This window comes from Klebsiella huaxiensis (genome assembly GCF_003261575.2).
Classification (GTDB): domain Bacteria; phylum Pseudomonadota; class Gammaproteobacteria; order Enterobacterales; family Enterobacteriaceae; genus Klebsiella; species Klebsiella huaxiensis.
Genome location: NZ_CP036176.1, coordinates 68,514 through 87,530, shown reverse-complemented (window position 1 = coordinate 87,530; position 19,017 = coordinate 68,514). Strand labels below are relative to the sequence as shown.

Below are 19,017 nucleotides of genomic sequence, written 5' to 3'. Positions count from 1 at the left end.
CATAGCGGGAGGATATTGGTTCTGATGCTGTCGGGGATGGGGTCCGGGAACTGTCGGTGCCATGATGATGTGATGGACTGATAGCATCCGATCAGTTATCCACCTTTCGGAAACCTCTTCCTGCAACAGGGTATGCTGTCTTGTGTTCAGTATCATGCAGTAAACCGTCATGCGCAATACCATCAATTTCCGCGCATTCGGTTCCGGATAAAACGTCAAAAAAGCGGTCCGGAATCTGCCTGATAAGCCAGCTAATGACTTTTTCGATACGCATGTTAACCCCCTTTACTCAGCATCATAATTATAGATTGTAATATTCGATTTTTCGAATGTGTTGTTGACATGAATTCAGAGAGGACTAAGATGAAGCCGAACGAAACCATGGAGTATTTATGTCCCCAATCACCGCGCTTCAGCTTTTCAAAAATCTCTCGGATGAAACTCGCCTGAAAATCGTGCTGTTGCTGAGAGCGTCAGGAGAACTCTGTGTTTGCGAGCTTTGCGGAACGCTGGAGGAATCCCAGCCCAAGATATCCCGCCACCTTTCCATGCTACGGGAAAGTGGGCTGCTTATTGACCGCCGTGAGGGTAAATGGATCCACTATCGGCTTTCAGCGCACATGCCCGCCTGGGCGGCGGCAGTCATTGAGCAGGCTTATTTGAGCCAGGAAGAGGAAATTGCGCTTCTGGTCAGACGGGTTGCCCGTAACAGTTCCACAACCGGTGGCAGAGCGGTGTGTCTTTAACAGATATAAAAATTTATTTAAACATATATGATTTAACGAATTTATATGGTGGCATTATGAATATACTATTTTTGTGTACCGGTAATTCCTGCCGCTCCATCCTGGCCGAAGCAACATTTAATGCGCTTTCACCGAAAGAGCATCATGCATTCAGCGCCGGCAGCCAGCCAAAAGGTGAAGTCCATCCCCGTTCCCTGGCTCTTCTCAGAATCAAAGAGATACCCACGGATGGGTACTACAGTAAATCGTGGGACAACCTCCCGGTGACACCTGATGTGGTGATCACGGTGTGCGGTAATGCGGCTGGTGAAACCTGTCCTGCGTATCTTGCTCCGGCAGTCAGGGCACACTGGGGAGTGGAGGATCCTGATAAGGCTACCGGGAGTGAACAGGAAATCGACGCTGCTTTCGAAAAGGCCTGGCAAATTCTTCATCACCGGATTGAAGCTTTTCTGTCGCTTCCGTCATCAGTCATTTCCGGCCCTGAAGAGCGTCTTCAGGCTGAACTGAACCGGATCGGTGAGACCATTTTTTAACTTAAACCTGAAGGAATAGAGATAATGAAAACACTGTCAGTATATGACCCGGCACTTTGCTGCAGTTCTGGTGTGTGCGGTACGGAAGTTGATCAGACTTTAGTGTCATTTTCCGCAGACGTGACATGGCTGAAACAGCAGGGTGTATCGGTGGAACGCTTTAATCTGTCACAGCAACCGATGGCGTTTGCTGAGAACCCGACAGTTAAAGCCTTTCTTGAACGCTCCGGCGCTGAAAGCCTGCCATTGATTCTGCTGGATGGCGAGTTCGTCCTGTCCGGGCGCTATCCGACGCGCCAGGATCTGGTTCGCTGGTTTGGGATTGTTGAGGAGAAAGCTGGTAGAGCTCTGGTAAAAAGCTGTGGCGGCGGCAACACTTCATGTTGCTGAACTCAGCCGGACAGGAGCCCATCGTGAACTATCTGAACAGTATTCCGAAGTTTCTCTTTTTTACCGGGAAAGGCGGGGTCGGAAAAACCTCGCTTTCCTGCGCAACGGCTATTCGTCTTGCTGATGAGGGAAAACGTATCCTGCTGGTCAGTACCGATCCGGCGTCAAATGTGGGGCAGGTTTTCGGGCAGCAGATCGGTAATACCCTGACGGTCATCTCTGCCGTCCCTGGACTCACAGCGCTTGAGATCGATCCGCAGGCGGCTGCACAACAATATCGTGCCCGCATCGTTGATCCGGTTAGAGGCGTTCTTCCCGAAGAGGTGGTGCGCAGCATTGAAGAACAGTTATCCGGTGCCTGCACAACAGAAATTGCTGCCTTTGATGAGTTCACCGGCCTGCTGACCGATGACGCGTTACTGAATGATTTTGACCATGTGATTTTTGATACCGCCCCTACAGGACACACCATTCGCCTGCTCCAGCTGCCGGGAGCCTGGAGCAGTTTTATCGAGACAAATCCTGACGGTGCGTCCTGCCTTGGTCCGCTGGCCGGACTGGAAAAACAACGGGAACGCTACTCGCACGCCTTATCGGTACTGGCAGACGGGGAAAAGACACGGGTAATTCTGGTCGCCCGCGCTCAGCAGTCAACGCTGGCTGAAGTCGCCCGCACGCATGATGAACTGCTGCATGTCGGTCTGAAGCACCAGTACTTGGTGATAAACGGGATGATGCCGGCCGGAGAAGCCTCACAGGACAATCTTGCCAGTGCGTTGTACCAGCGAGAACAACATATTCTTTCCGGAATGCCGCCGGTACTTACCGCACTACCGACTGACAAGTTAAGCCTGCAGCAGGAAAATCTGGTTGGAGTGAAGGCGCTTCGGCGTCTGCTGGACAAAGATAACATCCCATGTGTATCAGCTGATGCGATATCACGCTCTGAGGTCATCTCTGCACCGTCCCTTGAAATGCTGGTTGATGATATTGCCAGGGACGGACATGGTCTGGTGATGTTGATGGGCAAAGGGGGTGTGGGAAAGACCACTCTGGCCGCTGCTGTCGCCGTGGCGCTTGCAGACAAAGGGTTTGATGTTCACCTGACCACCTCCGATCCCGCAGCTCACCTTGAAAACACCCTGAACGGACAATGCCATAATCTCCAGGTCAGTCGTATCGATCCGCATACGGAGACAGAGCGCTACCGGGAACATGTTCTTGCCACGAAAGGAAATGCTCTGGACACACAGGGACGCGCGTTACTGGAAGAAGATTTACGCTCTCCCTGTACGGAAGAAATTGCCGTGTTCCAGGCGTTTTCCCGTGTGATCAGGGAAGCCGGGAAGCGTTTTGTTGTCATGGATACAGCCCCGACGGGCCATACCCTGTTGCTGCTTGATGCGACGGGTGCCTACCATCGTGAAGTGGCCAAACGGATGGGAGATAAGGGACATTATCTGACACCAATGATGCAGTTGCAGGATCCTGAGCGGACCAAAATTATGCTCGTTACCCTGCCTGAAACTACCCCAGTTCTGGAAGCCGCCGGTTTACAGGAGGATTTGCGCCGGGCCGGGATTGAACCCTGGGCATGGCTCATCAATAACAGTCTGGTCGCAACAGAGACAACTTCACCGCTGTTATTGACGAGGGCCGCACACGAAGCTACTCAAATCAATAAGGTCAGGACCGAGCTGGCCTCTCGTATGGCGCTGATCCCTCTGCAACAGGAAGCGCCGACGGGTATTGAGCAACTGCAACGTCTGATCCGTCAGGCGGAAAAATAATAAAGAAGGGCGGGTATCGTTCTGCCCGACAGGAGGTTTTATGTGGCTGGCTGCAGCTATTTTTATTCTGACCATTGTACTGGTCATCTGGCAACCCCGCGGACTGGGAATTGGCTGGAGTGCGATGCTCGGCGCCGCACTTGCACTGATTTCAGGCGTGGTTCACGTCGGTGATATTCCGACCGTCTGGCATATCGTCTGGAATGCGACGGCAACATTCATTGCGGTCATTATCATCAGTCTGTTACTCGACGAATCGGGTTTCTTTGAATGGGCTGCTCTGCACGTCGCACGCTGGGGAAACGGGCGCGGACGCTGGTTGTTTACCTGGATTATTTTACTGGGTGCTGCGGTAGCGGCCCTGTTTGCCAACGACGGAGCGGCGCTGATCCTGACACCTATCGTAATTGCCATGCTACTCGCTCTGGGATTCAGTAAAGGCACAACGCTGGCGTTCGTCATGGCAGCAGGGTTTATCGCGGACTCCGCCAGCCTGCCGCTCATCGTTTCGAACCTGGTAAACATCGTCTCGGCAGATTTCTTTAAACTCGGGTTCAATGAATACGCGTCAGTTATGGTGCCGGTTGATATCGCTGCCATCATTGCCACACTGGTGATGCTGCATCTGTATTTCCGCAAGGATATTCCTGCAACCTATGAAATCTCCCGTCTGAAAGCACCTGAAGAAGCTATCCGCGATCTGAACACCTTCCGGACAGGCTGGGGCGTACTGGCTCTATTGCTGATCGGGTTCTTTGGTCTTGAACCTCTGGGGATCCCCGTCAGCGCAGTTGCTGCTGCCGGGGCACTTATTCTGTTTCTTGTCGCCAAAAAAGGACATGCGATTAATACCGGAAAGGTGCTTCGCGGAGCCCCCTGGCAGATTGTGATTTTCTCCCTGGGTATGTACCTGGTGGTCTACGGGCTGCGTAATGCCGGACTGACTGACTACCTGTCAGCCGTACTTAATCAGTTTGCCAGCCAGGGGCTGTGGATGGCCACGCTGGGCACGGGCTTCCTGACCGCCTTCCTCTCCTCGATCATGAATAACATGCCAACCGTCCTGGTGGGAGCACTGTCTATTGATGGCAGCACGGCGACCGGGGTGATTAAAGAGGCCATGATTTACGCCAATGTTATTGGCAGCGATCTGGGACCCAAAATCACCCCTATCGGCAGTCTGGCCACCCTGCTGTGGCTACATGTACTGGCGCAGAAAGATATCCGGATCTCCTGGGGATATTACTTCCGGGTCGGCATTGTAATGACCCTGCCCGTGCTGTTTGTGACGCTTGTAGCCCTGGTATTACGTTTATCCGTTTCGTTGTGATTAACCTGGCTCCGGTCGTCACGGACCTGTGCCCGTCAAACCTGAAGAGAGTGATTTATGAGCGCAATTACGATTTATCATAACCCGGCCTGCGGTACGTCCCGTAATACCCTCGAGCTGATCCGCAACAGTGGTGTGGAACCCATGGTCATTTTATACCTTGAGACACCGCCAGCGCGTGCTGAGCTGGTCAGGCTCATCGCTGATATGGAGATCAGCGTGCGTGCCCTGCTGCGAAAAAATGTGGAGCCTTATGAGCAACTGGGCCTGGCAGAGGATAAATGGAGTGACGATGAGCTGATTGATTTTATGCTGCAGCATCCCATCCTGATCAATCGTCCTGTTGTGGTCACACCTGTGGGTACCCGGCTGTGCCGTCCGTCTGAAGTGGTGCTGGATATTCTGCCGGACGCACAAAAGGGAGCGTTCAGCAAAGAGGACGGCGAACAGGTGATTGATGCCCAGGGGCAGCGTGTCGTGAAGTAATTCCAGCGGTCGGGCTGTCAGCACCTGAGCGGCCCGATCATACCTTTCCGGCCTGACAGAAGGTAAGCCGCGATGATGAGTAAAACATACAATGTCCTGTTCCTGTGTTCCGGGAATTCGGCACGAAGCCTGTTTGCTGAAGTGCTGATGAACCAGCTCGGCGGGGGAAAATTCCGGGCATTCAGCGCCGGTACTCAACCGGCCAGTTCACCTCACCCGCTGACGCTCAGGGTGCTTAACGATCAGGGATTCAGCACTGAAACGCTGAAAAGTAAACACCTGCAAACTTTTCAGCATCCTGATGCTCCGCGAATGGATTTCATATTTACTCTGTGTGACAGAATGGCAGGAGAAGGATGTCCGGTGTTCCCGGGTGGCCCCATAACGGCTCACTGGGGCTTTCGGGATCCGGCTTTAGCAGAAGGAACGGATGAGGATAAATACCACGCCTTCGTGGATGTTGAAAAACAGATAGCCACACGCATCCGGCTTTTTTTGAGTCTTCCCCTGGATAAAATCGACCGGCTTTCATTCCAGAATCAGTTGCAGGCAATGGGGAATGCTGGATCTGACGCTCATTGATCAGGTCCTACCGACGCATGCTGGATGAGAAGCTGAAAAACGCTGCCCAGCCACAACTCGTTACAGTCGCTTATGATGGCACGTCAGGGGATATCGCTGTCGATACGGACCATATGGATGGTGATTCAAGCCCACAGTATTAATCAGGTTAAAAGAAATATGCATGGAGTCTTTATTGATGTTTCATCCTTTTGATATTCTCACCTTAGACAATGGCGCTAAGCTGATTTTTACCCCTTGCCCCGGAACAAAAGGCGTTCCCGTTGCTGATTCCTTAAAAACATTAAAAGAAGCCGGTGCGCAGGCCGTTATCACCATGATGACACTGGCTGAACTTGCTGAATATCAAGCTGATGCACTCCCGTCTCTTTGTGCTGAACTTCATATGGACTGGTTTCACCTTCCCGTTAAGGACAGTTGTGCACCTGAAGAGCCGTTTGAACAGGCATTTACCCGACAGAAAACGAGTCTGCTGACTTTAGTCAAATCAGGTGTGACGATGGCAATCCATTGCCACGGAGGGTCTGGCCGGACAGGTATGATGGCCGCCATTCTGATGCTTGAGTCAGGTTATGCGCCAGCGCAAGTGAAAAAACAAATCCAGATTATCAGGCCGAGATCGCTGACTTCTCCGGTTCAGGTTAATTATCTTAATAAGCAATACGGTTACGAATAACAGCGCCTTTCTCAACGGGCATACCTGACAGACAACAGGGTTAACCATCAGAGGAAACTAAAATTTCCCCTGATGGTTATTGACCTCTACCTTTCAACTGACCGATACCAACAGGCTCTTTATATTGCATGGTGCCACCACCGGAAGCTGTATACAGTTGCAGATACTTTTCTTATCCTTCATTTCTGTAATTCTGGAAATATAGTATTGAAGCAAGTGCCCGCTTGCGTTAACCTCTATATAATTCGATAAATCCAGAAATACAGGGGTTTGATATGTCCTCACAACTGCAGGATGCCATGGGCATGTTTGCGTTTCTCGCCGTTGAACTGTCCGCTTTATTTTTATTCATCAGTTTACTGGTAGGAGTGTTGCAAAGGCATATCCCGCCAGCACGCATCGAGGCTTTGCTGAGCGCTGGCCGCTTCAGGAGCTACTTTCTGGCAGCCGGTCTGGGGGCAATCACTCCTTTTTGCAGTTGTTCAACTATTCCTGTTTTGAAGGGGCTTATTCGCGCCCGCGCCGGATTTGGCCCCATGATGGTATTTCTTTTTGCATCTCCTTTACTGAATCCGGTCATTATTGCCTTAATGATCGCGACATTTGGACTTAACCTGACGGTGATTTATGCAGGTGCCGCGCTTATGGTCTCACTTTTGGCGGGGTGGTTACTGCAAATACTGGGATTTGATAAGTATATACGCAGCGAGACGCATACAGCCGGGCCTTCCTGCCCGTCGGTTAAAAGCTGCAATACCATGGAAAGCAGTAGTTCCGGCTGTGGCGAAAAATTCTCCGGAGACAATTCATTTCAGGCTGATATTACGACCGCTGAAACGGGGAGTTGCTGTAACCTTCGACCTGACTTTAAAAAACAAACCAGCCGTTACAGTGGATTATGGCGTGAAACCTGGGCTGATTTCATCGGCGTTTTACCCTACCTGCTGACGGGGATAGCTATTGGGAGTGTAATTTATGGTTACCTGCCAGCGGCGTGGCTTGAACGGTATGCGGGACAGGAAAACCCTTTTGCCATTCCGGTTGCGGCGATTATCGGCGTGCCCCTTTATATCCGGGCTGAAGCGGTTATTCCTCTGGCAGCTGCACTAATGGCTAAAGGTGTGGGTGCCGGAACGGTACTGGCCCTAATCATTGGTAGCGCAGGCGCCAGCCTTACTGAAGTGATCCTGTTGCGTGCTCTTTTCACATTCAGATTGCTGGCCGCATTCGTACTTGTCATTATTACAATGGCAATAGTGACGGGTTACACCACTTATTTCTTCATCTGATCAATCCTGGGATGTGTGATGTGCTTTCTTTGTCATGACTGCCATCAGATTAACAGGATTGCTAAATACGTATATACCATTATTCTGGAAATATAGTTTTTAGGGGATGTTATGGATATTGTTAAGGCGGCAGATGCACTGAAGGAGCTGGGCCACCCAACGCGGCTCGGTATCTTCAAGGAGCTGGTTAAATTCGGATATACAGGGTTACCAGTGGGGGAGTTACAAAAGCGGCTGGATATCCCGGCCTCGACGCTGAGCCACCACCTGTCTGCTTTGTTGTCAGTGGGTCTCATACAACAGGAGAGGCAGGGACGTACCTTGTACTGCCAGCCGCAGTATAAACAACTAAGCCAGATTATCGGTTTTCTGCTGGATGAATGTTGCATGGGCAGCGCAGCCAGTGTTTCAACAACTACATCAACCCGTGAGTAAAGCCTGCAATGAACAAATTGAATGACAATCTGCCAAATATCATCCCTGAAATTTTCGATGCTCCAGGTATCACTGGAAAACCTGACGCTGAAACACTTGGGTATGCGCCGCGTATTTTGATGCTTTATGGATCTGTACGTGAACGTTCTTACAGCCGGCTGGCTACGGAAGAAGGAGCACGCCTGCTTACCGCTATGGGTGCTGATGTCCGTATTTTTAATCCGTCCGGACTTCCCCTGCCAGATGATGCTCCGGATAGCCACCCAAAAGTTGTCGAGTTACGTGAACTGGTGCGATGGTCAGAAGGAATGGTGTGGTGTTCTCCTGAACGTCATGGCGCTATGACAGGTATTATGAAAACACAGATCGACTGGATCCCTCTGACAGAAGGGGCTGTACGCCCTTCCCAGGGGAAAACGCTTGCCGTGATGCAGGTCAGTGGTGGATCCCAGTCGTTCAATGCGGTTAATCAGATGCGTATATTAGGACGCTGGATGCGTATGATCACCATTCCCAATCAGTCATCAGTAGCAAAAGCTTGGCAGGAATTTGACGAAGAAGGCAGGATGAAGCCCTCTGCCTATTACGACAGAATTGTGGATGTAATGGAAGAGCTGATTAAATTTACGCTACTTACCCGTAATTGTTCTGGGTATCTGGTCGACCGCTACAGCGAGCGTAAGGAAAGTGCTGAAGCTCTTTCTGAGAGGGTTAATCAGCGCAGCATCTAGTGTCTAAGCTTTTACTGGCGATACCTCATTGTTCCGGGGAGGGCTATCGGCGCTCCCCGTATTATGCCTTCCGGATATGAATTACTGCCTCAGTCTGATGCTATATCCGGAAGCGTTGTATCACCGATACCAAGAGTGCGTTGCATTATTATGGTATCAAGCCAGCGGCCGTGCTTAAACCCCACGGATTTGAGTGTACCCGTATGACTGAAACCCGCAGAACGGTGAAGTCCAAGAGATGCGATATTTTCACTGTTACCTACTACGGCGACAAGCTGGCGAAAACCATGATCCTCTGCCCAGGCCAGAGCACGGGACAATAATAACTTTCCGATGCCCTGCCCCTGGAATGAAGGCGCTATGTATACGGAATCTTCCAGAGTGAACCGGTATGCGCATCTTTCCCGGTAAAGTGAAAGGTAGCAATAACCCAGAACGTCTCCATTCTCTGTCGCAACAAACCACGGGAGTCCGGCAGCATGAATCTTTTTCTGCCTGGCTGTCATTTCTGCCACATCGGGTGGCTCTGTTTCAAAAGTGGCCGTGCCATGTAATACATGCCAAGCGTATATCTGCTGAATCGCGGTGATATGTCTTTCATCTGCTTGTGTTATTTCCATCGGTATGGCTCCTTGCTGGATCAGAGCATAAGCCTACTCCACTGAAAGAACTTCAGATATAACGGAATACTTATCACGAATATAAGAGAAAATTTTACCAGGAAAGCCTTTCATCCTTCATTCAGCTACTTTTACAACGACGGCTGTTATGTATTGTTCTCACCGGTCTTATAAAGAGCCTGTATTCTGCATACCTGCGAAGGGCTGTAGCCTGTAGCTACGGCGGTTTCCCTAATGCTCAGTTTTTTGATTTGTCGGTAATACAAAACCTTCTGATGTCGTTCATGATCGGCCTGTTTTCCCCGATATTTCCCCAACGTATGGGCCCGTTTAATTCCCTGTTGCTGTCGCTGGCGGCGACTCAACCAGTCCTTATGTGACATTGCGGCCATCAGGTCGATCAACATATTGTTGATAGCCGTAATGACAGCGCGGGTTATCGGGTCAACCTGTGAAGGGTCTTTATCTGACAGAGCCTGCCATGACGTGGGGACATCCAGACTGACAATCCGCAACTCGTGTTGCTCAATTTGCTTTTTCAGCGTCATCCAGTCGCTGTTGCTCAGGCGAGTCAGACGGTCTATCTGCTCGACCAGTAAAATATCATTATGGTGACTGTCCATTAGCAGTCGTCCCAGTTCCGGGCGGTCCAGTTTTGTACCACTGATGTTCTCCCGGTAGTAGCTGGCTATTTTATACCCTCTTTCCTGAACGAACTGCTCCAGCATGTCTTTTGCCCGATCCGCAAACTGATCTTCCGTCGACGCTCTCAAATAAGCTCTGATGAACATTTTTTCACCGCACTATAGCATTTAGGTTATTGCATTTATTCTATCGCATATAGGTTATGTCATTAATGGCGTGCCGTCACGTTTTGATTATGGCGTCAGGGTGTACTCCCACGCTATACGGCATTTTCAGAGGTTTGACCTTAATCGGATAACCTAAATGCGATACTGCAAGAACGACAACTTAAAAGCGATAGCCACTGACGCAAAATCAACCCCTGAATCGCCACGGATAATCTAGACACTTCCGAGCCGTTGATAATACTGGTTTTCATATTCTGTCGGTGACATTGACCTGCCCCCACGATTAGATACAACACTCAGTTAGTAACGTCGGAATCTTCATTCTCAGAATGACCCTTTCTCCAGCCCGCTGCAAATTCAGACGGTGTCTGATAATTCAGCGTGGAGTGCGGGCGGCATTCGTTATAATCCTGCCGCCAGTCATTAATAATTTTCCTAGCATGAACGATATCGCTGAACCAGTGCTCATTCAAACATTCATCGCGAAATCGTCCGTTAAAGCTCTCAATAAATCCGTTCTGCGTTGGCTTGCCCGGCTGGATTAAGCGCAACTCAACACCATGCTCAAAGGCCCATTGAGGCACTGTTGCAAATAGTCGGTGGTGATAAACTTATCATCCCCTTTTGCTGATGGAGCTGCACATGAACCCATTCAAAGGCCGGCATTTTCAGCGTGACATCATTCTGTGGGCCGTACGCTGGTACTGCAAATACGGCATCAGTTACCGTGAGCTGCAGGAGATGCTGGCTGAACGCGGAGTGAATGTCGATCACTCCACGATTTACCGCTGGGTTCAGCGTTATGCGCCTGAAATGGAAAAACGGCTGCGCTGGTACTGGCGTAACCCTTCCGATCTTTGCCCGTGGCACATGGATGAAACCTACGTGAAGGTCAATGGCCGCTGGGCGTATCTGTACCGGGCCGTCGACAGCCGGGGCCGCACTGTCGATTTTTATCTCTCCTCCCGTCGTAACAGCAAAGCTGCATACCGGTTTCTGGGTAAAATCCTCAACAACGTGAAGAAGTGGCAGATCCCGCGATTCATCAACACGGATAAAGCGCCCGCCTATGGTCGCGCGCTTGCTCTGCTCAAACGCGAAGGCCGGTGCCCGTCTGACGTTGAACACCGACAGATTAAGTACCGGAACAACGTGATTGAATGCGATCATGGCAAACTGAAACGGATAATCGGCGCCACGCTGGGATTTAAATCCATGAAGACGGCTTACGCCACCATCAAAGGTATTGAGGTGATGCGTGCACTACGCAAAGGCCAGGCCTCAGCATTTTATTATGGTGATCCCCTGGGCGAAATGCGCCTGGTAAGCAGAGTTTTTGAAATGTAAGGCCTTTGAATAAGACAAAAGGCTGCCTCATCGCTAACTTTGCAACAGTGCCCAGCAGAATAGCCGGAGGAAGTTTCCTACTGTCGATAAGAAAGGATTGGCACAGGGAGTGTGAATATCGAAACACCATCACAGAATAATGCCAGATAGAAATGCGATAGTAGGGTTGGATATTTAAATAAGGAGCATCCCGACTTAAAATGAATATGACTGCGTAACCAGGCGCAATAAAAAAAGCGAAAGAATCGCTTTTATTCTGGTTGTTTTTTCGAAGAGTGACCGTTTTCTGAGATGACAAGAAATAAGGAAGTCCTATGATCGCTAGCGGAATAGTTCAAAAACTGAATGCGCAAATGAATCAGGAGTTTTATACCTCAAATTTGTATCTTCAGCTCAGCCAGAGGTGCAGCGAGAATAGCCTTAATGGCACCGCACTATTTTTGCGTCATCAGGCGCAAAATACGGTGACGCAAATGATGCGCATGTACGAATACATCAAACAGAGCGGCGCCACGCCGGTGTTACAGGAGCAACACGCCCGGTGCGGTGAATTTTCCACGCTGGAAGATCTGTTTGAGCAGACGGTAAGCGATTACCAGAAGCGCATTAATGCGCTGACCTCTTTGACGGAAGACGCCCAGGCAGCAAACGATAAGTCAGCGATTAACTTCCTGAAGCGATACAGAAAAGAGGAAATCGTGGACGGGACGCTGTTGCAAATCATTCTGGATGAAGTCCGCAGCGCTAAAAAAGCGGGCATCAACATGCAGCAAACCGACCACTATCTGGTTGGCGTGATCGATCGCTATCACTAAATCAATTTCGCAGTACGAGGAGGTTTTACGCCTCCTCAGAAAATCTGTTTTACATCAGAAACAGAGGTTTATGCCAGTGAACATTTGATACCCAACACGTCATAGTGATTTTTTAACTTAGCGTTTTTATATCGTGCCAAAAATGTCTCTGCTTGTGTCTTTATATTAAGGAAGGTGCGAATAAGCAGGTCATTTCTTCCCAAGCTGACTCGCTGATTAAAATTTCGCGGATCTGGGCCGATTTTTTTCCCGCAAACACATCGAATCAGCCTATTTAGGCTATTTTTTCCACCATTTCTGGCGTTATTTCCGGTTTTTACTGAGATCTCTCCCACTGACGTATCATTTGGTCCACCCGAAACAGGTTGGCCAGGGTGAATAACATCGCCAGTTGGTTATCGTTTTTCAGCAGCCCCTTGTATCTGGCTTTCACGAAGCCGAACTGCCGCTTGATGATGCGAAACGGGTGCTCCACCCTGGCACGGATGCTGGCTTTCATGTATTCGATGTTGATGGCCGTTTTGTTCTTGCGCGGATGCTGCTTCAAGGTTTTTACCCTGCCGGGACGCTCGGCGATCAGCCAGTCCACATCCACCTCGGCCAGCTCCTCGCGCTGTGGCGCTCCTTGGTAGCCGGCATCGGCTGAGACAAATTGCTCCTCTCCATGAAGCAGATTACCCAGCTGATTGAGGTCATGCTCGTTGGCCGCGGTGGTGACCAGGCTGTGGGTCAGGCCACTCTTGGCATCGACACCAATGTGGGCCTTCATGCCAAAGTGCCACTGATTGCCTTTCTTGGTCTGATGCATCTCCGGATCGCGTTGCTGCTCATTGTTCTTGGTAGAGCTGGGTGCCTCAATGATGGTGGCATCCACCAAAGTGCCTTGGGTCATCATGACGCCTGCTTCGGCCAGCCAGCGATTGATGGTCTTGAACAATTGACGGGCCAGTTGATGCTGCTCGAGCAGGTGGCGGAAATTCATGATGGTGGTGCGATCCGGCAGGGCGCTATCCAGGGATAATCGGGCAAACAGGCGCATGGAGGCGATTTCGTACAGGGCATCTTCCATGGCACCGTCGCTCAGGTTGTACCAATGCTGCATGCAGTGAATACGCAGCATGGTCTCCAGCGGATAGGGCCGTCGGCCATTGCCCGCCTTGGGATAAAACGGCTCGATGACAGCGGTCATATTCTGCCATGGCAGAATCTGCTCCATGCGGGAGAGGAAAATCTCTTTTCGGGTCTGACGGCGCTTAGTGCTGAATTCACTATCGGCGAAGGTGAGTTGATGGCTCATGATGTCCCTCTGGGATGCGCTCCGGATGAATATGATGATCTCATATCAGGAACTTGTTCGCACCTTCCCTAAGTCACCGGCGGCTTGCCTGCCACACATTGAACATTACAGACCAATTAGCACTTTGTCACCGGGGAAAGATGTAAAGATTATGTATAAATAGATTGGCTTAGAAGTGACATTTCAACTTTGGAGAAACAGGTGACATTTTAAACTTGCTTTAACAAAATTTTGGGACTGACCGAAACAAAAAGGCCAGCCCCGGAGGGCTGGCTATTCAGTACAGGGCAATGACAGGTTTCTTGATGCCGCAGGCGTGAGCGTAGCGGGTCAGTGTGTCGATGCTGGCTTTGGTGATGTTGTTTTCCAGGCGAGAAATAACCGGAGGTGTAACCCCCATGCGTTCAGCAACCTGCGCTTTTGTCAGGTTGTCATGCTTGCGCCATTCAGCAAGCAGCTCCCTGAGCTTTTCCTTACGTTCTTCTTCCTGCCATGCAGCGCGATATTCATCGTCCTGCATCCACTCGTTATGCAGTTCTTTATGGCTTACCAGTTTCATTAAGTACCTCCGCTAACCGCTTTTTGGCGAGATCGATTTCTTTCGCTGGCGTTTTCTGTGACTTCTTGATGAAAACACGGAGCATGATGATGGTATTGCCTTTGTGGTATACCCAGATTCCCCTGGCTATGTCCGTCCCCATCGTGCGGATCTCAAAAAGTCCATCGCCCAGGGGCTTCGTGTCCGGCTCCCGCAGTAATCGGGCGTCATACTCCAGTTTGCCGATGAGACGGTCAAACTTCACCCTGATTTTTACGGGTAATGCTGTGGCTTCTTCCCTGGCTTCCGGGTGATAAACAACGCTAAACATGTGACCTCCCATTTCTATTAATATTAACCTATAGGCTAATTTCAGACAAGGTAGAATTAACCTATAAGCTAATTTTGTTGGCAGTTATCGTGGCTACCCGGTCACTACCCTGTTAGCGTGAGTTTTCGTTCCACTGAGGAACGGGGATTTATGCGCGTTAGCGCATGTAAGGCGGCAGGATGAAATGACAGGTAGCACCGAGGGTTAGCCGCCGATACCAGTGAGGGATCGAAAGGGATCGCCTATCCATCCCTTCACCTTGCAAAGCCATATTCCGCTAAAAGCGGCTCAGAGGCTTTTGTGCGCGGTCGGAGTGGTCACAACAAGGGGACGTCTCAGAAAACGGAAAATAAAGCACGTTAAGCCCATTGCAGACTCTAGATATTGACGAGTACGTCGGGTTTTCTCTTGTTTGAGTTGCCTCTTGTGGTAAGATAGTAATCAATTACTATCTTACCAGGAGTGCTCGTGGACACCCATCCAAAGCATCTGCCGGCCGATGAACGTCGTGCCGTAACTGTCGAGTCCGTCGTGGCGCTTGCCGGTTCGCAAAACCCAAGCGAGATAACCACTGCGGCTATCGCTAAACACATGAACTTGACCCAGGGTGCGCTGTTTCGGCACTTCCCGAACAAGGAAGCCATTTGGCAGGCGGTCATGGAGTGGGTAGCAGAGCGCCTATTAGCCAGAATCGATCGATCCGCACAAGGAATCGAGTCGCCCTTGGCAGCCATGGAGGCGATGTTCATGAGTCATATCGAATTCGTAGCTGAGCACCCAGGCGTGCCAAGAATGATGTTTGGTGAGCTTCAGCGTGCCGAATCGACACCGGCCAAGCGCATGGTGCAAACCTTGATTCAGCGCTACGGCGAACGTTTGCATCGTCTCATCGAGAAAGGCAAGGCCAGCGGCGAGTTGTCTCCCTCGCTTGACAACGAGGCGGCGGCAACGCTGTTCATTGGCACGATCCAGGGCTTGGTCATGCAATCGCTGTTAGCGGGTGATGTGGGACGTATGCACCGCGATGCGCCGCGCGTCTTTGCAATTTATCGGCGTGGCATAAGGAGTGCGCAATGAAAAAGTTACCCTTGCAAGGCCGCACCCTGGCACTGCTTGCCGTCATCATTCCTTTGCTGGTGCTTTTTATTTATGTCGGTCTGCGATCAGGGCCGCTCGCCCCGGTCGCTGTGACGGTGGCAAGCGTGGAATCACGGGCTATCACACCGGCGCTGTTCGGCATCGGCACGGTGGAGGCGCGCTACACCTACAAGATCGGGCCGACGTTTGCCGGGCGCGTCAAACGCCTGGAGGTGCATGTAGGCGGCCAGGTCAAGGCCGGACAGGTGCTCGGCGAGATGGAGCCGGTCGACCTTGATGATCGGGTGCGCTCACAGGAGTCTGTATTCAAGCGGGCGGAAGCGGCTTTGCGCGAGGCAGAAGCCCGGCAAGCCTACGCGCAAACCCAGGCGCGCCGCTATGAGCAATTGTTTGCGGTGCGCTCGACCAGCGAGGAAATCGTCACCACCAAGCGGCAGGAACTGCAGATCGCCGATGCCGCCCTATCCGCCGCTCGGGAAGATATTGCCCGGGCACGCTCCGACCGCGAAGCACTCGTCGCGCAGCGGAGCAATCTGCGCCTGATCGCGCCGGTCGACGGTGTAGTCGCCGTGCGCGATGCCGATCCCGGCACGACCATCGTCGCGGGCCAGGCCGTGGTGGAAGTGATCGACCCCAAGAGTTTGTGGATCAATGTGCGCTTCGACCAGATCAGCGCATCGGGGCTGGCTGGGGGGCTGCCGGCTCATATCGTCCTGCGTTCGCGTGGTGGCCAGACCTTGAAAGGTCGCGTGCTGCGGGTGGAACCCAAGGCCGACGCGGTAACCGAGGAAACGCTTGCCAAGGTGACATTCGATAACAAACCAGAACCTTTGCCACCAGTGGGTGAACTGGCCGAAGTCACGGTTGACTTGCCGGCGCTCCCGGCCGCTCCACTGATCCCCAACGCTGCCGTCCAGCGTGAAGGCGATAAAGTTGGTGTCTGGCAAATCGTGGATGGTGATCTGCATTTCTCCCCGGTCAAGCTCGGCACTTCCGACCTCAATGGTTACGTGCAGGTGCGCGAAGGGCTCAAGAATGGGGACCAGGTTGTGACCTATAGCGAAAAGGCACTGACGGCGCGCAGCCGCATCCATGTGGTCGAGCATATCCCGGGAGTTTCACGATGATCAGCCTGGCCGGCCGCGACATTCTCCATGCCTGGGGGAAATTCGTCTTCACCGGCATCGGTCTGGGTCTGCTGATCGGCGTCACCCTAGTCATGGCTGGGGTGTACCGAGGCATGGTGGACGACGGCAAGGCGTTGCTCGACAACAGTGGCGCTGACCTTTGGGTGGTGCAAAAGGATACTCTGGGTCCTTATGCGGAGTCGTCCAGCCTCAACGATGACGTGTATCGCGCCATTCTCGCCATGCCGGGAGTCTCACAGGCAGCGAACGCGACCTACCTGACCATGCAGGTACGCAAGGGCGAGAGTGATGTACGCACCATGGTGGTCGGCATCGCGCCCGGTGCGTTGGGGGCTACACCCGGATGGCCTCCTTATCTCGTCGCTGGACGCCAGATCACGCGCGGTCACTACGAGGCTGTGGCCGACATCGCCACCGGCTTCAAACTGGGAGATCGTCTTGCCATTCGCCGCAATCATTACACCGTCGTGGGGCTGACACGGCGCATGGTGTCGTCCAGCGGCGACCCGATGGTATTCATTCCGCTCAAAGATGCCCAGGAGGCCCAGTTCCTCAAGGACAACGATGCCATCTGGCAAAGCCGGCGTCGCACCGAAGCCAACCCGGTCTTCAATCGACCCGGTGATCCAGGTTTGCTGGATGCCGTGATTGCTTCACAGAGCAGCAACGCGTTCGTCAATGCCGTGCTGGTCACTCTGAAACCTGGTCATGCGCCGGACGAGGTTGCCGAATCCATCCAGCGCTGGAAGCGTTTGACGGTCTACACCCGGGCACAGATGGAAGACATCCTCGTCGGCAAGCTGATCGCCACCTCGGCCAAGCAGATCGGCATGTTCCTTGTGATTCTGGCCATCGTTAGCGCGGCCATCGTTGCCTTCATCATCTATTCGCTGACGATGGACAAAATCCGTGAGATCGCGGTGTTGAAGCTCATCGGCACACGCAACCGAACCATCGCCGCGATGATCATGCAGCAGGCGCTCGCCCTGGGCGTGATTGGCTTCGTGGTCGGCAAGATCACAGCCACCTTTTCAGCACCGGCTTTTCCAAAATATGTCCTGCTCACGCCAATGGATTCTGTCGCCGGTTTTTTTGCCGTGCTCGTGATCTGCGTTCTAGCTAGCCTCGTCGCCATTCGCATAGCACTCAAGGTCGATCCGGCCGAAGCCATTGGAGGTTGAGATGAGTGGCAAAGGGATACACATCGAAAGTTTAAGCAAGCGGTATGGCGATGGTGACACCGCTGTCTTTGCCTTGAGAGACGTGAATATGCATGTTGCGCCTGGTGAAGTGGTGGGACTGATCGGCCCTTCCGGGTCCGGCAAGAGCACGCTGCTCAAGTGTCTGGGTGCGGTGATCGAACCGACCGCCGGTCGCATGACGCTGGGCGATGAAGTGATCTACGCCGATGGCTGGAAAGTCCGCGACCTGCGCGCCTTACGGCGTGACAAGATCGGTTTCGTTTTCCAGGCGCCGTACCTGATTCCGTTTCTCGATGTCACCGACAACGTGGCGCTGCTGCCGATGCTTGCAGGCGTCGCGAATGGAGAGTCGCGCGCGAAGGCACTGGAATTGCTCACAGCGCTTGATGTGCAACACCGAGCTCGCGCAATGCCCTCGCAACTCTCCGGTGGCGAGCAGCAACGGGTCGCCATCGCGCGCGGACTGGTCAATCGTCCGCCGGTGATCCTGGCTGATGAACCCACTGCGCCGCTGGATTCCGAGCGCGCCATGGCTGTAATCCGCATCCTCAACGACATGGCCCGGAAGTTCGAGACCGCCATCATCGTCGTCACCCATGACGAAAAGATCATCCCCACATTCAAGCGCATCTACCACATCCGCGACGGCGTGACCCATGAGGAAGCTGGCGAAGGGCGGGAGTTCGAATGAGAGAACGATTGAATTACAGGAGAATTTCATGACCCACCGCAAACACAGCCACGCATTTGGAACTATCACCCTGACCGTTACGGCCTGCCTGCTTTTATGGGGTTTTCAGTTGCCAGCTTGGGCTGGT

23 protein-coding genes and 1 pseudogene are annotated in these 19,017 nt (G+C 52.2%); 17 read left to right on the top strand and 7 right to left on the bottom strand.

The genetic code is table 11. The features are described 5' to 3' along the window. Window positions 1-91: 91 nt before the first annotated feature. Window positions 92-274, bottom strand: coding sequence for a hypothetical protein (locus DA718_RS30075; protein ID WP_025714552.1), 183 nt, complete (start codon window positions 272-274; stop codon window positions 92-94). Between the two features lie 118 nt (window positions 275-392). Between DA718_RS30075 and DA718_RS30070 the strand changes: the two genes are divergently transcribed. The 11 genes from DA718_RS30070 to arsH all read left to right on the top strand — a co-directional run bounded on the left by DA718_RS30070 (window position 393) and on the right by arsH (window position 8,991). After that, window positions 393-746, top strand: coding sequence for a metalloregulator ArsR/SmtB family transcription factor (locus DA718_RS30070; RefSeq protein ID WP_025714553.1), 354 nt, complete (start codon window positions 393-395; stop codon window positions 744-746). 56 nt (window positions 747-802) lie between these two features. Further along, entirely contained in the window at window positions 803-1,282 is a 480-nt protein-coding gene (locus DA718_RS30065; RefSeq protein WP_025714554.1) for an arsenate reductase ArsC, read from the top strand. Window positions 1,283-1,306: 24 nt separating this feature from the next. Further along, window positions 1,307-1,672, top strand: a complete 366-nt coding sequence (gene arsD, locus DA718_RS30060; RefSeq protein WP_025714555.1) for an arsenite efflux transporter metallochaperone ArsD — start codon at window positions 1,307-1,309, stop codon at window positions 1,670-1,672. Window positions 1,673-1,695: 23 nt separating this feature from the next. Next, window positions 1,696-3,462 (top strand): arsenical pump-driving ATPase, encoded by a 1,767-nt coding sequence (arsA, locus tag DA718_RS30055; protein WP_047935037.1) that lies wholly within the window; start codon window positions 1,696-1,698, stop codon window positions 3,460-3,462. Between the two features lie 40 nt (window positions 3,463-3,502). Continuing rightward, window positions 3,503-4,792 carry an arsenic transporter gene (locus DA718_RS30050; RefSeq protein WP_032951259.1) on the top strand — a complete coding sequence of 430 codons (1,290 nt, stop codon included), beginning with the start codon at window positions 3,503-3,505 and terminating at the stop codon, window positions 4,790-4,792. Window positions 4,793-4,849: 57 nt separating this feature from the next. After that, window positions 4,850-5,278: a glutaredoxin-dependent arsenate reductase gene (gene arsC / locus DA718_RS30045; RefSeq protein WP_047716085.1), complete on the top strand. Its 429-nt coding sequence runs from the start codon at window positions 4,850-4,852 to the stop codon at window positions 5,276-5,278. A 72-nt stretch (window positions 5,279-5,350) separates the two neighbouring features. Then, window positions 5,351-5,860, top strand: coding sequence for an arsenate reductase ArsC (locus DA718_RS30040; protein WP_047716084.1), 510 nt, complete (start codon window positions 5,351-5,353; stop codon window positions 5,858-5,860). A 163-nt stretch (window positions 5,861-6,023) separates the two neighbouring features. Continuing rightward, on the top strand, window positions 6,024-6,536 hold the full coding sequence (locus DA718_RS30035; RefSeq protein ID WP_167492899.1) for a phosphatase domain-containing protein: 513 nt from the start codon (window positions 6,024-6,026) through the stop codon (window positions 6,534-6,536). A gap of 275 nt (window positions 6,537-6,811) precedes the next feature. Further along, window positions 6,812-7,825 (top strand): permease, encoded by a 1,014-nt coding sequence (locus tag DA718_RS30030; protein WP_047716082.1) that lies wholly within the window; start codon window positions 6,812-6,814, stop codon window positions 7,823-7,825. A 111-nt stretch (window positions 7,826-7,936) separates the two neighbouring features. Beyond that, window positions 7,937-8,260: an ArsR/SmtB family transcription factor gene (locus DA718_RS30025; RefSeq protein WP_047716080.1), complete on the top strand. Its 324-nt coding sequence runs from the start codon at window positions 7,937-7,939 to the stop codon at window positions 8,258-8,260. Between the two features lie 8 nt (window positions 8,261-8,268). Beyond that, entirely contained in the window at window positions 8,269-8,991 is a 723-nt protein-coding gene (gene arsH, locus DA718_RS30020) for an arsenical resistance protein ArsH (RefSeq protein ID WP_112217310.1), read from the top strand. Between the two features lie 89 nt (window positions 8,992-9,080). On the opposite strand, the gene DA718_RS30015 is transcribed toward arsH, so the two are convergent. The 3 genes and pseudogenes from DA718_RS30015 to DA718_RS30000 form a co-directional block, all read right to left on the bottom strand. Further along, complete coding sequence (locus DA718_RS30015) at window positions 9,081-9,611, bottom strand: GNAT family N-acetyltransferase (protein WP_047716077.1); 531 nt, start codon at window positions 9,609-9,611, stop codon at window positions 9,081-9,083. A 146-nt stretch (window positions 9,612-9,757) separates the two neighbouring features. Continuing rightward, window positions 9,758-10,402, bottom strand: coding sequence for a recombinase family protein (locus DA718_RS30010; RefSeq protein ID WP_047935034.1), 645 nt, complete (start codon window positions 10,400-10,402; stop codon window positions 9,758-9,760). Between the two features lie 317 nt (window positions 10,403-10,719). Further along, window positions 10,720-11,001, bottom strand: a pseudogene (locus DA718_RS30000) (integrase core domain-containing protein); the annotation flags it as partial. Between the two features lie 64 nt (window positions 11,002-11,065). Between DA718_RS30000 and DA718_RS29995 the strand changes: the two are divergent. Both DA718_RS29995 and DA718_RS29985 read left to right on the top strand, forming a co-directional pair. Continuing rightward, window positions 11,066-11,770, top strand: a complete 705-nt coding sequence (locus tag DA718_RS29995; RefSeq protein WP_001067855.1) for an IS6-like element IS26 family transposase — start codon at window positions 11,066-11,068, stop codon at window positions 11,768-11,770. Between the two features lie 314 nt (window positions 11,771-12,084). Continuing rightward, complete coding sequence (locus tag DA718_RS29985; RefSeq protein ID WP_001752509.1) at window positions 12,085-12,585, top strand: non-heme ferritin-like protein; 501 nt, start codon at window positions 12,085-12,087, stop codon at window positions 12,583-12,585. Between the two features lie 316 nt (window positions 12,586-12,901). Here the strand turns inward: DA718_RS29985 and DA718_RS29980 are convergent, their stop codons facing one another. From DA718_RS29980 to DA718_RS29970, 3 genes are all read right to left on the bottom strand, one after another. Then, a complete protein-coding gene (locus DA718_RS29980; protein ID WP_016947617.1) occupies window positions 12,902-13,882 on the bottom strand; it encodes an IS5-like element ISKpn26 family transposase in 981 nt (326 codons plus the stop codon). Between the two features lie 277 nt (window positions 13,883-14,159). Continuing rightward, window positions 14,160-14,441 carry a helix-turn-helix domain-containing protein gene (locus tag DA718_RS29975; protein WP_000780222.1) on the bottom strand — a complete coding sequence of 94 codons (282 nt, stop codon included), beginning with the start codon at window positions 14,439-14,441 and terminating at the stop codon, window positions 14,160-14,162. Then, window positions 14,422-14,751, bottom strand: a complete 330-nt coding sequence (locus DA718_RS29970; RefSeq protein WP_000493286.1) for a type II toxin-antitoxin system RelE/ParE family toxin — start codon at window positions 14,749-14,751, stop codon at window positions 14,422-14,424. The genes DA718_RS29975 and DA718_RS29970 overlap by 20 nt, the downstream gene beginning before the upstream one ends. 468 nt (window positions 14,752-15,219) lie before the next feature. Between DA718_RS29970 and DA718_RS29965 the strand changes: the two genes are divergently transcribed. Genes DA718_RS29965 through DA718_RS29950 form a run of 4 tightly spaced genes read left to right on the top strand, consistent with a single transcriptional unit; the run spans window position 15,220 to window position 18,890 of the window. After that, complete coding sequence (locus tag DA718_RS29965; RefSeq protein WP_004393990.1) at window positions 15,220-15,828, top strand: TetR/AcrR family transcriptional regulator; 609 nt, start codon at window positions 15,220-15,222, stop codon at window positions 15,826-15,828. Beyond that, window positions 15,825-16,976 (top strand): efflux RND transporter periplasmic adaptor subunit, encoded by a 1,152-nt coding sequence (locus tag DA718_RS29960; RefSeq protein ID WP_032430843.1) that lies wholly within the window; start codon window positions 15,825-15,827, stop codon window positions 16,974-16,976. Before DA718_RS29965 ends, DA718_RS29960 begins: the two co-directional genes overlap by 4 nt. Continuing rightward, on the top strand, window positions 16,973-18,178 hold the full coding sequence (locus tag DA718_RS29955; protein ID WP_022652303.1) for an ABC transporter permease: 1,206 nt from the start codon (window positions 16,973-16,975) through the stop codon (window positions 18,176-18,178). The genes DA718_RS29960 and DA718_RS29955 overlap by 4 nt, the downstream gene beginning before the upstream one ends. A 1-nt stretch (window position 18,179) precedes the next feature. Continuing rightward, the gene (locus tag DA718_RS29950; protein WP_004393997.1) at window positions 18,180-18,890 is read left to right on the top strand and encodes an ABC transporter ATP-binding protein; all 711 of its coding nucleotides are present in this window, start codon (window positions 18,180-18,182) and stop codon (window positions 18,888-18,890) included. Window positions 18,891-19,017 lie beyond the last annotated feature (127 nt).